Source organism: Bradyrhizobium sp. T-1 (assembly GCF_053592855.1).
Genome location: NZ_CM132115.1, coordinates 2,058,083 through 2,073,241 on the forward strand (window position 1 = coordinate 2,058,083; position 15,159 = coordinate 2,073,241).

Here is a 15,159-nt window from a genome sequence, read left to right on the forward strand (position 1 = left end):
CGGTCAGCTTTCCGGAACGAGGAAGATCGCGGCAAGCGGCGGAATGGTGAGACGGAGCTCCGGCCTCTTGCCGTCAACGGTCTGGACCTCGCCGATGTTCCCGACATTGGTGCCGCCGTAATGGGCGGAGTCAGAATTGAAGACTTCTTTCCACTTGCCGGCAAAGGGCACGGGGACGCGATAGTTGCGGTAGACGTTGGGCGAGAAGTTGACGATCACCAGGCACCGCGCGTGCTCGTCAAATCCCTTGCGCAGCCAGGCGAACACGTTGCGGTTGGCGTCATCGGTGATGAGCCATTCGAAGCCGGCCTGGTCGCAATCCATCTGGTGCAGCGCCGGCACCGCGCGATAGAGCCGGTTGAGGTCGCGGATCAGCGCCTGGACGCCGGAATGATACTTGTATTCGAGCAGGTGCCAGTCGAGCGACTGGTCGTGATTCCATTCCCGGCTCTGCGCGATCTCGCCGCCCATGAACAGCAGCTTCTTGCCGGGATGGCCGAACATGAAGCTGTAGTAAGCGCGCAGATTCGCAAAGCGCTGCCACTCGTCGCCGGGCATGCGGCCGAAGATAGAGCGCTTGCCGTGCACGACCTCGTCATGCGACAGCGGCAGGATGAAATTCTCCGAGAAGGCGTAGTGCAGGCCGAACAGGATCTCGTCGTGGTGATATTTGCGGTGGATCGGATCCTTGCTGATGTAGTTCAGCGTGTCGTGCATCCAGCCCATATTCCACTTGTAGCCGAAGCCGAGCCCGCCGAATTCGACCGGGCGCGATACCTGCGGCCATGCGGTGGATTCTTCGGCCGCCGTGGTCGCCTGCGGGAAGCGCGCGAACAGCTCGGTGTTGAAGCGGCGCAGGAAGTTGATCGCCTCGATGTTCTCGCGGCCGCCATACTGGTTCGGAATCCAGGCGCCGGGCGGGCGGCTGTAGTCGAGGTAGAGCATGGACGCGACCGCATCGACGCGCAGTCCGTCGATGGCGTAGCGCTCCAGCCAGAACAGCGCGTTCGACACCAGGAAGTTCGTCACTTCGGTGCGGCCGTAATTGTAGATCAGCGTGCCCCAGTCGAGGTGGCGGCCCTGCAGCGGGTTGGCGTGCTCGTAGAGTGAAGTGCCGTCGAAGCTGCCGAGCCCGTGCGGATCGTCCGGGAAATGACCGGGCACCCAGTCGAGCAGCACGCCGATGCCCTCTCGGTGGCAGGCATCGATCAGCGCGGCAAAATCCTCTGGTGAGCCGAAGCGGCTGGTCGGTGCATAGAGGCCGGTCGGCTGATAGCCCCAGGAGCCGTCGAACGGATGCTCGCTCACGGGCAGGAATTCGAGATGGGTGAAGCCCATGTCGCGGGCATAGGCCGGCAGCTGCTCGGCGAGCTCGCGATAGGTCAGCCACTCATTGCCGTCCTTGCGCCGCCACGAGCCGAGATGGACCTCGTAGATCGACATCGGCGCCGACAGCGCATTGATACCGTCGGGCGCGGGCCGCGGTCGTGGCAGATGCGCCTCGTCGAACACGATCGAAGCCGTCTTCGGCCGCAGCTCGCTGGCGAACGCCATGGGATCGGACTTGAGCGGCAGCAGGTGGCCGTGTGGCCCGATGATCTCGAATTTGTAATGGTCGCCGGCCGTGGCGTTCGGGATGAACAATTCCCAATAGCCGGCGCCGCGTACTCGCATCGGGTGACGCCGCCCGTCCCAGAAATTGAAATCGCCGACCACCGACACGCGACGTGCATTCGGCGCCAGCACGACGAAGCCGATACCGTCGATACCTTCGAGGCGCATCGGATGCGCGCCGAGCTTGTCGTAGATGCGCTGATGCGTGCCTTCGCCGAGCAGATAGAGATCGAAATCGGTCAGGATCGGCGGAAAGCGATAGGCATCCTCGAACTCGACGACATTGTCGCCGAATTTGGCGCGGAGCTGATAGTGCTTCGAGCCGTTGGGCAGGGCGCCGATGAACAGGCCCGAGGCGTGGACCCGGTCGAGCTTCGCCACCTCGCCATGCTCGCCCACCGCCTCGACATTGGACGCGTCGGGCAGGAAGGCGCGCACCACGCTCCTGCCGCCCTCGGGATGCAGCCCGAGATAATGGAAGGGGTCGGAGTGGCGGCCCTCGATAATGGCATAGGCTTCGGCTGGCAGTTTAGGCATGGGCTTCGCTCTCGGCACTGGACAGAATGCGAAGCAGGCCGGTCAGCGGCGCATGGAGCCCCTCCGGCCGGTGGGACAGCTCGTACTCTACCTCGTCGAACGCTTGATCAAGCAGGAAAAACCTTAACATGCTTTCCGCCGAATGGTCCTTTTTCGGCCAGAGCCGCCGGTCGGTCATGGCCTCGCGGTAGGCGGACAGGAAGGTCGCGGTGGCGCGGTCACGCCATTCGTCAAGCGCGGTCGTCAGCCGGCTCAGCTCGTCGCTCCCCCCTGAGAGGGCCCGGTGAAGCGCCGCGTTAACCGAAAGATCAATCGAGCGGATCAGGCCCGCGACGTCGCGCGCCGCCGGCAACCTGCGCCGCTTGTCGGCCAGGGCGAGATGCGGATCGCCGTCGAAGTCGATGATGAAGATGTCGTCCTTCACGATCAGGGTCTGCCCGAGGCGGAAGTCGCCATGATGACGGATGTTCAACCCGCTGATGTCGGATGGCAAGAGCGCGTTGACGCGGTCCGCCAGGGTCGCGCGCGCCGCGATGAGCTGGTCGATCAGAGGCCGGTCGCCCTCGCGCAGGCCCTCCCGGCTGTCGGCAAGCCGCTCGAAGACCCGTTCTGCCCGTCCCTTGAGGTCGGACGCCCATTGCTTGACGTGCGCGGGGGCGATCGGCTCAGGGGCAAGATCGGTGGGTTTTGCGGCGGCGAGCGCCATGTGCAGCTCGGCTAGCCGCCGGCCGGTTTGCGCCATGAAGTGCAGATAGGGCGCCTGCTCCTGGGTCTCGCGATGCATTTCGCCTGGCGGCAGCACTCGTTGCTCGTCGACATAGCGGTCGAGATAGCCCGCGGTGACGGCCCAACCGTCACCCTGGTTTTCGACATAGGCATGCAGGACGCCGAGCGCGCTGCCTCTGTCGCCCTCGACCAGCTCGACGCTGCCGAGCAGCGCCGGTGTGTTGGGGAAGCGTGCGACCTCGGTGAGATAGTGGCCGATCTCGATCTCCGGGTTGGGGCCGCTTTCGAGCCGGCGATAGATCTTGGCGACATATTGGTTGTCGACCAGCGCGGTGCTGTTCGACTGCTCGACCGTCCGGATGCGCGCGGGCTCCTTCGCGGTGTAATCGGCGAACCGGCTCGTCGGCCTGAACTCGAGCCGCAGATTGTTCTCGTCCACCACCAGGTTCTGCGACAAACCTCGCAGGAAAAGCCCTATGAAGATCTGGTCAGTCGCGACGTCGAGCAGCGTGCCTTCGCGTGCGCCCTGGCGCACCGCAGCGAGTGCCTTCGGGTTGAAGCGCTCGCGGTCGAAGCGGACCCACTCGATCTGCATCGGCAGCACGTAGCGCGTCGTGACGTCGTCCTGCGTCGTCTCGAAGAACGCAATCCAGGGCCGGTTGTCGCCGATGTCGCTGAACGGCACCGCCGACGTCAGCGTAGCCTGGATGTGCTTGGAATTATGCTCGGGATACCAGCGCGTCCGTGACAAGAATCCCGGCAGCACGTCGCGCTCGAATACGCTGCGCTCTCGTGCCAGCGACACCCAGTTCGAATTGACCGGCACCACCAGCGTCTCGAATTCCGGGACCGCGCGCGGCGCCACCGGCTCGGATTTGTCGCGCTCCTGGAGCTGGAACCAGTAGAAGCCGTAGGGCCCCAGCGTGATCATATAGGGCAGCTCTCCGATCGCCGGGAAGCGGGTGCGGCCGAGCATCTCCTGCGGGATGCGATCCTTCCAGGGCGTCAGGTCGAGCTCGGTCGCCTGCGCCGCGCGCGACAGATTGGCGACACAGAGGATCACCTCGTCGCGATATTGCCGGACATAGGCGAGCACGGACCGGTTGGCCGGGCGGATGAAGGTCATGGTGCCGCGGCCGAAGGCGAGCGTCGACTTGCGCACCGAGATCAGGCGCTTGGTCGCATTGAGTTGCGAGGACAGGCTGCGCGACTGCGCTTCCACGTTGACCGAATCGTAGCCGTAGACCGGATCCATGATCGGCGGGGCGTAGAGGCGGGCGGGATCGGCGCGGGAGAAGCCGCCGTTGCGGTCGGGGCTCCACTGCATCGGCGTACGCACGCCGTTGCGGTCGCCGAGATAGATGTTGTCGCCCATCCCGATCTCGTCGCCGTAATAGATGATCGGCGTGCCCGGGAATGACAGCAGCAGCGAGTTCATCAGCTCGATCTTGCGGCGGTCGTTGTCCATCAGCGGCGCGAGACGTCTGCGGATGCCGACATTGATGCGGGCACGGGGATCGTTGGCGTAGGTGGTCCAGAGATAGTCGCGCTCGACGTCGGTGACCATCTCCAGCGTCAGCTCGTCGTGGTTGCGCAGGAACAGCGCCCATTGGCAGCTCGCCGGAATGTCCGGCGTCTGGCGCAGGATGTCGGTGATCGGGAAGCGGTCTTCCTGCGCGATCGCCATGTAGATGCGCGGCATCAGCGGGAAGTGGTAGGCCATGTGGCACTCGTCGCCACGGCCGAAATATTCCTGCACGTCCTCCGGCCACTGATTGGCCTCGGCCAGCAGCAGCTTTCCCTTGGAGTAGGCGTCGAGCTCCTGGCGCAGGCGCTTGATGATGGCATGCGTTTCAGGGAGGTTCTCGTTCGAGGTGCCCTCGCGCTCGCAGAGATAGGGAATCGCGTCCAGCCGGAAACCGTCGACGCCGGCATCCAGCCAGCGCTTCATCACCTGGATGATGGCGCTGACGACGCGCGGATTGTCGAAATTGAGGTCGGGCTGGTGTGAGAAGAAGCGATGCCAGTAGAACGCGCCGGCTTCCGGATCCCAGGTCCAGTTCGACTTCTCGGTGTCGGTGAAGATGATCCGCGTGCCCTGGTATTTCTGGTCGGTGTCGCTCCAGACATACCAATCGCGGGCGCTCGAGCCAGCCGGGCTGCGGCGCGCGCGCTTGAACCAGTTGTGCTGATCCGAGGTGTGGTTGACGACCAGCTCGGTGATGACGCGCAGGCCTCGCTTTTGCGCTTCCTGGATGAAGCGCTTGAAGTCCTTCATCGTCCCGAAATCGGGATTGACCGCGCCGTAGTCTGCGATGTCGTAGCCGTCGTCGCGGCCGGGCGACGGGTAGAACGGCAGCAGCCACAGTGCGGTGACGCCGAGATCCTGCAGATAGGGCAGCTTCTCGGTCAACCCGGCAAAATCGCCGATGCCGTCATTGTTGCTGTCGGCAAAGGCCTTGACGTGGAGCTGGTAGATGATGGCGTCCTTGTACCAGAGTTCATCCACGATCTCGGCAGCCTCGGCTTTCTTGGTGTCGACGGAAGACAGAACATTCATGGCGCGATCCTTACGCCAGGCAGCGGAAGAGCAGGGCCGGATCGCGGTAGGGATCGATACGCAACCTGATCCCGCCCCATTCGATGCGGGACTGTTCGCCTGTCATGAGATTTTCGATTGTCGTGACGTGGCGGCGTTCGCCGCCGACGTCGATGGTGAGGTCGCCGAGCGGCAACCAGAATTCGCGCACATGGCGCGAGAGGGCGATGGCCACAACGACAATGTTGGCCGGTTCGGCTGCTTCTTTCACGAAAGCGATCGTCTCGCCGTCCTCGATGCTGAGGAAGCGCAAATTGCTGGTCTGCTGCAGCGCCGCGTTGCCGTGGCGGATGCGGTTGAGCGCTGTGATCCAGGGTTTGATGTTGCCGGGCTTGTCCCAGTCGCGCTGCCTGATCTGATATTTCTCGGAATCCAGATATTCCTCGTGGCCGGGGACGGCCTCGTGCTCGAGCAGCTCGAAGCCGCTGTAAAGGCCGTAATTGCCCGACAGCGTCGCGGCCAGCGCGATGCGCGATTTGAACAACCAGGCTTCGCCACTCTGAAGATGATAGGGCAGCAGATCCGGCGTGTTGACGAACAGGTTCGGACGATAGAAGTCCCGCTCGGGATAGCGCGTGAGCTCGCCGAGATATTGCTCGAGCTCCCACTTCTGGGTGCGCCAGGGGAAATAGCTGAAGCACTGCGCGAAGCCGAGCTTGGCGAGGCCCTTCATCAGCTTCGGCCGCGCAAACGTCTTGGAGAACAGGATCACCTCGGGATGACGCGAGCGGATGTCGCGGATCAGCCACTCCCAGAATGGCAGCGGCGCGGTGTCGTGATTGTCGATCGCGAAGATGGTGACGCCGTGGTCGATCCAGAACAGCATGGCATCGCGGAAGGCGTTCCACAGCCCGATCCGGTCGACGGAGGCGAAATCGGGGATCACGATGTCCGAATAGGGATCATCCGCTGCCCGCACCGAACGGTCCGGCCGCCATTTGAACCATTCCGGATGCTGCGTCAGCCAGGGATGATCCGGCGAGCATTGCACGGCGAAGTCCAGCGCGAGCTCGAGGCCGTATTCCAGGCAGGTCGCGACCAGCGCGCGAAAATCCTCGATGATGCCGAGCTCGGGATGCAGCGCATCGTGCCCGCCCTCGGCCGCGCCGATCGCGTAAGGCGAGCCCGGCTCGCCTTCTGTCGCGACAGGCGAGTTGTTGCGGCCCTTGCGGCGGGTGCGGCCGATCGGGTGGATCGGCGTGAAATACAAGACGTCAAAACCCATCGCCGCGATATCGGGCACGCGGGCGATACAGTCGCGGAGCGTGCCGTGCTGGCCGGCAACCGCGCCCTGGCTGCGCGGCATCATTTGATACCAGGCACCGAAGCGCGCCTTGTCGCGGTCGATAACAAGCGGAAAGTTCGGCGAGCGAGTCAGGTCGGGGCGCGTCTGGCTCTCGGCCATGGCTTCGCCGAGTTCGGTCGCAAGCAGCGGCGCGACGTCGCCGCTGCCGAGATAGTCCTCGCATTGCCTGACAATGACGGCCGCGGCGTCTTGCCGCGCGCCATGCGCCTTGGTCAGCAGGCCGGCGCCCTCGATGGCATCGAGCGTGACGTCGCCGCCGGACTGCTGCTTGCGTTCGACCCCGTGGCGCCAGGTTGCGAATTCGTCGGTCCAAGCTTCGATGGCATAGACATATTGGCCGGGCTCGGTCGGCACGAACGCGCCGGACCAGCGGTCGTCGCCGTGACGGGTCATGCTCTCGCGCCGCCATTCCCGCTCCTGCTCGCCGCGCCAGACCAGCGCGGCGCGGATGGTGGCGTCGCCGTCGCGATAGATGTCGGCCCACACCTCGATCCGATCGCCCGCGATCCGCTTCACGGCGAAGCGGCCGCCATCGATCAAGGGATAGACGTCTTCGATCAGGAAAGCGCTGCCGGCAGCGGCACTCTCGACAGTTTGAATTGTCTTGTTCACGGTGATGCCATTGACAAGAAAGCAGGGGCCCGTTTCCCTTGTCGGGAACCTACGCTTGATACCTATATAGAAAGCCGCTTGTGTGTCATTGGTTCCCTTGGGAACGGCAGCCGCGGTTTGTGAGTTAAGTGCGACTAACCTCTTCCGCGACCACGTTAAAATCGATGCCCCCCGGCCGGTTGACGGCCTGCAAGCTGCGTGCCGAATGGACCTTTTAACTCAAGCCCGGATCAAGGGCGTTCAATCCGAATTCACAGATGCCCTCGGAAAGCTGCGCGTCACCGCGCCCGAGGCGCTCAAATCCATCCTCGACGCCCTGCCGGAGAAGCGGGTCTACCGCTTCGTCAGCGGGCCGGTCGTGGTGCGCGCGCTGGGTAATCCGCGCACCGAGCTCGCGGCCATTGGCTCCGCGCCGCTGCAATGGAAAATCAAGGCCGGCCGCAATGTCATCGCGCAGGGCGAGACCCGCGAGCCCGTGATCGCCTGGCCCGCCGGGCTGCCGCTTGGTTATCACCGGCTGACGTTGACTGATGCCACTGGCGAGACGGAAGAGGTGCCGATGATCGTGGCACCCGAGCGCGCCTTCGGCGGCGATTTCGACCGCGGCTGGCTGCTCGCCGTGCAGCTTTACAGCGTCCGCTCCGACCGCAATTGGGGCATCGGTGATTTCACCGATCTGGCGGGCCTTGTCAGGCTCGCCAAGCAATTGGGCGCCGATGGCGTCGGCCTCAATCCGTTGCATGTCCTGTTCGACGATCATCCGGCCGATTGCAGTCCCTATTCGCCGAACAGCCGGCTGTTTCTCAATCCGCTCTACATCGACGTCGAGGCCATCCCGGAATTTTCCGCAGATCTGATCCCCGACGCGGCTACGACGGCCGCGCGGCTGCGCGAAGGTGACCGTGTCCCCTATGCCGATATGGCGGCGCTAAAATGGCTGGGCCTGCGCGCCGCCTTCGACAGTTTCGTGAAAACTGCGAGCGGTGTCCGTCGTAACCAGTTCGATGCTTTCCGTGCCGACCGGGGCGCGCTGCTGTCGCGTTTTGCCTGTTTCGAGGTGCTGCGCCATCGTTTTACCGCGCCCTGGTGGGAATGGCCGGTGGAATGGCAGCAACCGGACGATGCCAAATGCGCCGGTTTGCGCAACGGTCCCGACAAGCACGAGGTCGAGTTCGTCGAATTCGTGCAATGGACCGCTGACGCGCAATTGCACGCGGCCAAGCAGCTCTCGGCCGAGCTCGGCATGCGCGTCGGGCTCTATCTCGACGTCGCCGTCGGCGTGCAGTCCAACGGCTTCGATGCCTGGAACGAGCAGACCGCGATCTCCCGCCACCTTGCGGTCGGCGCACCGCCTGATGTGCTGAACACGGTCGGTCAGGATTGGGGGCTGGCCGGCTTCAACGCGGGCGGCCTGGAGGCGCAATCCTTCGTGCCGTTCGCCGACATGGTGGCCGCCTCGATGCGGCATGCGGGCGCGATCCGGCTCGATCACGTGCTGGGACTGAAGCGGCTCTATCTGGTGCCACGCGGCTTCAAGCCTGACAACGGTGCCTATGTGCAGATGCCGCTCGAGGCGCTGCTGGCCGCGGTCGTGCGCGAAAGCGTTACCCACAAGTGCATCGTGATTGGCGAAGACCTCGGCACCGTGCCGGAAGGTTTTCGCGAGACCATGCAGGATTTCGGCATCTGGTCCTATCTCGTCATGATGTTCGAGCGCGACGATGCCGGCCATTTCCGCAACATCGACCATTACCGGCCGAACGCGCTGGTCACCTTGAACACGCATGATCTCTGCACCTATGCGGGCTGGCGCTCGTTCAGCGATCTCAGGATGAAGCGCTCGCTCGGCCTCGATCCCGGCGAGGACGACCAGGCGCGCTGGAATGCGCTCGGCGGGCTCGACGACATCCTGCGCCAGAACGGCATCAGCGCCAACGATCTCTATTCGGTGCTCAATTTCCTGTCGCGCACGCCGTCGCGGCTGCTCGCGGTGTCGATGGAAGATCTGCTCGGCGTGATCGATCAGCCCAACATTCCCGGCACGATCGACGAGCATCCGAACTGGCGCCAGCGCCTGCCTGTTGCCCTCGACAAGATCGCGTCCAAGGTCGATCTCGCGGCTTTGAAGGCCGCGACTCGGGAACGTTCGTTGCACGGCGGGAGTTGATGGGCCGAGGGTTTTCCAAGGCTCGGGTTTTCCAAGGCTCGCAAGACATTGTCACAGAAGATCGAGGACTATGCGCTGATCGGCGACTGCGAGACCGCGGCGCTGGTCGGACGCAACGGCTCGATCGACTGGCTGTGCTGGCCGGCCTTTGATTCCGACGCCTGCTTCGCCGCGATCCTTGGCACCCACAAGAACGGCCGCTGGCTGATCACGCCAAGCGACGAAGTGACGACGATTTCGCGCCGCTATCTCGGCAATACCCTCATTCTCGAAACACGCTTCGAGACCAGGAGCGGCACCGTTGCGCTGGTCGATTTCATGCCGCCACGCGGCAAGGCCTCCGATATCGTGCGGCTGGTGCGCGGCCTCACGGGCGCCGTGAAGCTGCGGATGGAGCTCGTGATCCGCTTCGGCTTTGGCGTCGACATTCCTTGGGTGCGGCGGATCGATCATTCGCTGCTGGCGGTCGCCGGTCAGGACATGACGGTGCTGCGCACGCCGGTCGAGACCCACGGCGAGGATCTGACCACGGTCGCCGAGTTCGAGGTCGAGGCCGGCGAGACCATACCGTTCGTGCTGACCTACGGTCCCTCGCATCTTGATCCGCCCGAGCCGATCGACCCCGAGATGGCCCTTCGGGAGACCGAGAAATTCTGGAACGGCTGGTGCCGCCACTGCACCCGCGATGGCCCTTATCACGATCTCATCGTGCGCTCGTTGATCACGCTGAAGGCGCTGACCTTCGGCCCCACGGGCGGTATCGTCGCCGCACCGACGACTTCGCTGCCGGAAAAGCTCGGCGGCAGCCGGAATTGGGACTACCGCTTCTGCTGGCTGCGCGACGCCACCTTCACGCTGCTGGCGCTGATGAACTCGGGCTATACCGAGGAAGCCCTGGCCTGGCACAATTGGCTGCTGCGCGCCGCGGCCGGCTCGCCATCCAACATGCAGATCATGTACGGCATCTGGGGCCAGCGGCGGCTGCTGGAATGGGAAGCGGGCTGGCTCGACGGGTACGAAGGCGCCAAGCCCGTGCGGGTCGGCAATGCGGCGCACGCGCAGCTCCAGCTCGACGTCTATGGCGAGTTGATCGATGCTTTCCACCAGTCGCGCATGGCCAAGCTCAAGCTCGACGATGAAGCGACCTGGGCGCTAGAATGCGCCGTGCTCCAGCATCTCGCCGAGGTCTGGGACCAGCCCGATCATGGTATCTGGGAGCGCCGCGGCGAGCCCCGGCACTACGTCTTCTCCAAGGTGATGACCTGGGTCGCCTTCGACCGTGCCATCAAGAGTGCCGAGACGTTCGGCTTCAAGGCGCCGCTATTGCACTGGCGTGCCCTGCGTGAAGCCATTCACCGCGACGTCTGTAACCGGGGCTTTGACGCGGAGGAGGGCGCCTTCGTCGAGTCCTATGGATCGAAGCTGCTCGATGCCAGCGTGCTGTTATTGCCGGGAGTCGGCTTCCTGCCGGCGGACGACCCGCGCGTCCGCGGTACGATCGCCGCCGTCGAAAAGCACGTGATGCGCGACGGCTTCGTGCTGCGGCATGATCCGCGCGAGCTGCCCGCGGACCAGCCGCCACTGGAAGGAGCATTCCTGGCGTGCAGCCTGTGGCTCGCAGATGCCTATGTCCTGTCCGGTGATCTCGACAAGGCGCAAATCTTGTTCGATCGCGTGGTCGGTGTCGCGAACGATGTCGGGCTGTTGGCCGAGGAATATGATTCCGTCGCGCGGCGCCAGACCGGCAACTTCCCACAGGCGCTGACCCACATCGCACTGATCAACACCGCCCACAACCTCTCGGCGGCAAGGCAGAGCAGCGAGAAGCCGGCAATTCAGCGGTCGAAGTAGTGAGCGTGGTTGATCGACACGGCAGGTTCTTTACCTCTCCCCGCTGGGGAGAGGTGGAAACCAAGCGGCAGGCGATAGTTGAGGTCGTCAAGCCTCAATCAACCCCGTTCCGCTTCAAAATCATCTCCATTGCCTCCACAAAACCGTCCTGCTCGTTGGTCGCGGTGACGTGGGTGGCCTGGTCCTTGACGTGGTCGGTAGCATTGCCCATGGCGATCGAGGTGCCGCTGACGCGGAACATCGCGAGATCGTTCTGCATGTCGCCGATCGTGGCGACCGCGTCGGTGGAAATGCCGAGGCGCTTGGCCATGGCCTGCACGAAGGTACCCTTGTTGAAGCCGGGCGGGGTGATGTCGAGATAGTAGGTCTGCGAGCGGACCGCGGTGGCCTCGCTGCCGAGCGCCTCCTGCATCGCCTTTTCGCAACGCTCCAGGCCTGCCGCATCGGCGCTGGCGCCGACGATCTTGCAGGCGCTCGCGAGGTAAGGCGTAAAGTCCGTCACGATGGTGGGATCGGAGCGGATCGTGTGCTGCTCGTGAGCGACGTATTTACCGCTTGCGTTGTCGATCAGCCATTTGTCGTAGGTGAATAGCCAAATGTCGGCGCCGAACTCGCGGAGGATCTGAACTGACCGCTCGGCGGCGCCTTTCGGGATCAGATGCTGCTCGACCGGATTCATCTCGGGATCGACGATCGAGGAACCGTTGAACGGGCCGACCGGCAGCCAAAGCGCCAGCGGCGCGATCAGGAATCGCATGCCGATCGCGGGGCGGCTGGAGGTGATGGTGAAGCCGATCCCGGCCTGGTGCAGCCGCTGCACCGCACTCCGCGCGCGGTCCGTCAGCGTCTTGTCCTTGGTCAGCAGCGTGCCGTCGACGTCGGAGACCACGAGTGAGATTTTCGTCATGGCAGAACCTCGATGGCAGAATCTCTATGACAGAATCTTGGGATTACACGGCCTTGCTCTTGCCGCCGTCAATTTTCAGCTGCCGCACGATGCCGTCGACGATCGCCTCGACCGATTCGTCGATCGAGGCCGTGATGACATGTTCGCTCGCCTCCGGCGGCTCCAGCGTGTTGAACTGGCTGGTCAGCAGCCCGGGCGGCATGAAATGGCCCTTGCGGTGCGCAAGCCGGTCGGCGATCAGCTCCTGCGTGCCTTTGAGGAACACGAAGCGCACGTCGTCGCGGCCGCGCAGCAGCACGTCACGATAGGTGTGCTTGAGCGCCGAGCAGGCGATGATGACATGCTCGCCCTTGTCGCAGACCCGCGAAATCTCGTCGGCGATGGCGTTGAGCCAGGGCCAGCGGTCCTCGTCGGTGAGCGGATGGCCGGCCCGCATCTTCTCGACATTGCTTGCGGGGTGAAAGCTGTCGCCGTCCTCGAACCGCCAGCCAAGCCGCTCGCCAAGCGCCCCTGCAACCGTGCTCTTGCCTGAACCCGACACGCCCATCACGATCAACGCACAAGGTGCTTTAACGCCCGCCACGAATTCCCTCCGGAAGCGCGGCCCTGTCGACCAGCCAGACGGTCTCCCCCTCCGAGCGCGCGCGCAACGCCGGCAGATTCTCGCCATTGAGGAGGCGCGTCAAGATCGGCTGCTTGTCATGCCCAGCGATCTCGAACAGCATTTCGCGGCAGGAGGCCAGCGCAGGGAGCGTCAGCGAGACCCGCGGCACGAAGGGCGCGACATTGGCCTTGGGGACGCCCACGACCCAGCGCGCAGTCTCCTCCACGGCGGGGTAGCCGGGAAAGAGCGAGGCGGTGTGGCCGTCCGGGCCCGCGCCCATCAGGACGAGATCGAACAGAGGCCGGGCCGGATCGAGGCTTTCAGAGCCGTAGAAGGCCTGCAGCTCGCGCGCGTAGGTTTCGGCGCCGGCCTCGGGATTTTCGACCGCGGTCGGAATCGGGTGAATGTGGCCGGCGGGCGCGTCGCGGTCGAGAAAGGTCGCCCGCGCCACCGTCATGTTGTTGAGGGGATCGCTGTCGGGGACAAAACGCTCGTCGCCGATGAACCAGTGCACGCGATCCCAGGGGAGCTTGCCGCGCCAGGGGGCGCTGCCCAGCAGCTCATAGAGCTTCTTCGGGCTGGAGCCGCCGGTGAGGCAGATCGCGATGCGTCCGGGATTGGCGGCAATCCGCGCCATCACGCGCTGGGCTGCGGCCTGCGCCAGCGCCTCAGCGTCGGCGACGACGATCAGCTTCGGCTCTTCGGCCGCGGCCATCACGAAAACTTCCGCCAGCTGCGGCCGTCGCGCCGCAGCAGCTCGTCGGCGCAGGCCGGGCCATCGCTGCCGGCTTCATAGGTCTCGATGCCGTTGGTGCCCGCGGTCTTCCAGGCGTCGAGGAACGGCTGCACCGCCTGCCATCCGGCTTCGATGCCGTCGGCGCGCTGGAACAGGATGTTGTCACCGATCATGCAGTCGTAGATCAGCGTCTCGTAGCCGGTGGAGGGATCGGCCCGGAAATAGTCGCCGTACTTGAATTTCATCTCGACGCCGTCGATCGTGATGCTCGGTCCCGGAATCTTGGCGTTGAATTGAAGCTCGATCGTCTCGGTCGGCGCAATGCCGATGGTGAGGAAGTTTTGCGAGAGACGATCGACGGTGGTGCCTGAAAACATCGATAGCGGCGCCTGCTTGAACTTGATTGCGACTTCCGTGCGCTTGTGGCCCAGCGCCTTGCCGGTCCGCAGGTAGAACGGCACGCCGGCCCACCGCCAATTGTCGATCATCAGCTTCAGCGCGACGAAGGTCTCGGTGGTGCTCCCGGGCTTGACGTCCTCGGTCTTGCGATAGTCCGTGATCTCGTCGTCGCCGATGCGTCCGGCGAGATATTGCGCGCGAACGGAGTTCTTCAGCGCTTCTTCCCGGCTCGGCTGCTGGATCGACGTCAGCACATCAGCCTTCTCGGAGCGCACGGAGTGCGCATCGAAACGCGCCGGCGGCTCCATCGCGACCAGCGACATCAGCTGGAATAGATGATTCGGCACCATGTCGCGCAGCGCGCCGGTGGCGTCGTAGAAACCGCCGCGATGGCCGACGCCGAGCTTCTCCTCGACCGTGATCTGGATGTGGTCGATATGGTTGCGATTCCAGATCGGCTCGAACATGCCGTTGGCAAAGCGCAGCACCAGGATGTTCTGCACCGTCTCCTTGCCGAGATAATGATCGATCCGGTAGATCTGGTGCTCGTCCATGATCTTTAGCAGCTCGGCATTCAATGCCTTGGCCGATGCGAGGTCGGTGCCGAACGGCTTTTCGATCACCAGCCGCCGCCAGGCGCCGTTCTCCTTCATCATGCCGGTGCGGCCGAGCTCGCGTGCGGTCGGCGCGAACGCGGCCGGAGGGGTCGCCAGATAGAACAGCCGATTGCCGCCGGTGCCTTGCGAGCATTCCAGGCCGTCGAGATGCGTGCGCAGGCGGTCGAAGGAGGGCGGATCCTTCGGGTCGGCCTCGACAAAGGTGACGCACTGCAGGAGCTGCTTGGCGACGACGTCGTCCACCGGGCGCGTCGCGAACTTGCGCAAGCCGTCCATCAGGCCGTTGCGCAGCTCGTCATCGGACTGACCCTTGCGGGCCACGCCGACGACGCAGAATTTTTCCGGCAACAGATTCTCGGCGGCGAGATTGTAGAGCGACGGCATCACCAGGCGGTGCGTGAGGTCGCCGGTAACGCCGAAGATCACGAAGGCGCAATTTTCCGGCTTGCGCTTGGCTTGCGGGTCTTTTGTCACGAAAGATTGG

At 64.2% G+C, this 15,159-nt stretch carries 9 protein-coding genes; 2 read left to right on the top strand and 7 right to left on the bottom strand.

The features are described 5' to 3' along the window. Positions 1-3 precede the first annotated feature (3 nt). From glgB to ACWAT4_RS09960, 3 genes are read right to left on the bottom strand one after another with little or no spacing between them, the layout of a single operon-like run. The gene (glgB, locus tag ACWAT4_RS09950) at positions 4-2,151 is read right to left on the bottom strand and encodes a 1,4-alpha-glucan branching protein GlgB (protein ID WP_212446672.1); all 2,148 of its coding nucleotides are present in this window, start codon (positions 2,149-2,151) and stop codon (positions 4-6) included. After that, a complete protein-coding gene (gene treS, locus ACWAT4_RS09955; RefSeq protein WP_212446673.1) occupies positions 2,144-5,437 on the bottom strand; it encodes a maltose alpha-D-glucosyltransferase in 3,294 nt (1,097 codons plus the stop codon). The genes glgB and treS overlap by 8 nt, the downstream gene beginning before the upstream one ends. Before the next feature lie 10 nt (positions 5,438-5,447). Continuing rightward, positions 5,448-7,394, bottom strand: coding sequence for a maltotransferase domain-containing protein (locus ACWAT4_RS09960; protein WP_449730445.1), 1,947 nt, complete (start codon positions 7,392-7,394; stop codon positions 5,448-5,450). A gap of 205 nt (positions 7,395-7,599) precedes the next feature. Between ACWAT4_RS09960 and malQ the strand changes: the two genes are divergently transcribed. Both malQ and ACWAT4_RS09970 read left to right on the top strand, forming a co-directional pair. Continuing rightward, entirely contained in the window at positions 7,600-9,561 is a 1,962-nt protein-coding gene (gene malQ, locus ACWAT4_RS09965) for a 4-alpha-glucanotransferase (protein ID WP_212446675.1), read from the top strand. A gap of 48 nt (positions 9,562-9,609) precedes the next feature. Continuing rightward, a complete protein-coding gene (locus ACWAT4_RS09970; protein ID WP_212446676.1) occupies positions 9,610-11,412 on the top strand; it encodes a glycoside hydrolase family 15 protein in 1,803 nt (600 codons plus the stop codon). 94 nt (positions 11,413-11,506) lie between these two features. Here ACWAT4_RS09970 and ACWAT4_RS09975 read toward each other — a convergent pair whose 3' ends face one another. From ACWAT4_RS09975 to zwf, 4 genes are read right to left on the bottom strand one after another with little or no spacing between them, the layout of a single operon-like run. Continuing rightward, the gene (locus ACWAT4_RS09975) at positions 11,507-12,319 is read right to left on the bottom strand and encodes an HAD family hydrolase (protein ID WP_449730446.1); all 813 of its coding nucleotides are present in this window, start codon (positions 12,317-12,319) and stop codon (positions 11,507-11,509) included. Between the two features lie 43 nt (positions 12,320-12,362). Beyond that, complete coding sequence (locus tag ACWAT4_RS09980; RefSeq protein ID WP_212299065.1) at positions 12,363-12,902, bottom strand: gluconokinase; 540 nt, start codon at positions 12,900-12,902, stop codon at positions 12,363-12,365. Next, positions 12,889-13,638 (bottom strand): 6-phosphogluconolactonase, encoded by a 750-nt coding sequence (gene pgl / locus ACWAT4_RS09985; RefSeq protein ID WP_212446678.1) that lies wholly within the window; start codon positions 13,636-13,638, stop codon positions 12,889-12,891. Before pgl ends, ACWAT4_RS09980 begins: the two co-directional genes overlap by 14 nt. Beyond that, the gene (gene zwf, locus ACWAT4_RS09990) at positions 13,638-15,149 is read right to left on the bottom strand and encodes a glucose-6-phosphate dehydrogenase (RefSeq protein ID WP_212299063.1); all 1,512 of its coding nucleotides are present in this window, start codon (positions 15,147-15,149) and stop codon (positions 13,638-13,640) included. The genes pgl and zwf overlap by 1 nt, the downstream gene beginning before the upstream one ends. Positions 15,150-15,159: the final 10 nt, after the last annotated feature.

Excerpts from the sequence above, each read along its gene's own strand:
- malQ (WP_212446675.1), top strand. The coding sequence starts at position 7,600 with ATGGACCTTTTAACTCAAGCCCGGATCAAGGGCGTTCAATCCGAATTC.
- pgl (WP_212446678.1), bottom strand. The coding sequence starts at position 13,638 with ATGGCCGCGGCCGAAGAGCCGAAGCTGATCGTCGTCGCCGACGCTGAG.
- glgB (WP_212446672.1), bottom strand. The coding sequence starts at position 2,151 with ATGCCTAAACTGCCAGCCGAAGCCTATGCCATTATCGAGGGCCGCCAC.
- ACWAT4_RS09975 (WP_449730446.1), bottom strand. The coding sequence starts at position 12,319 with ATGACGAAAATCTCACTCGTGGTCTCCGACGTCGACGGCACGCTGCTG.
- treS (WP_212446673.1), bottom strand. The coding sequence starts at position 5,437 with ATGAATGTTCTGTCTTCCGTCGACACCAAGAAAGCCGAGGCTGCCGAG.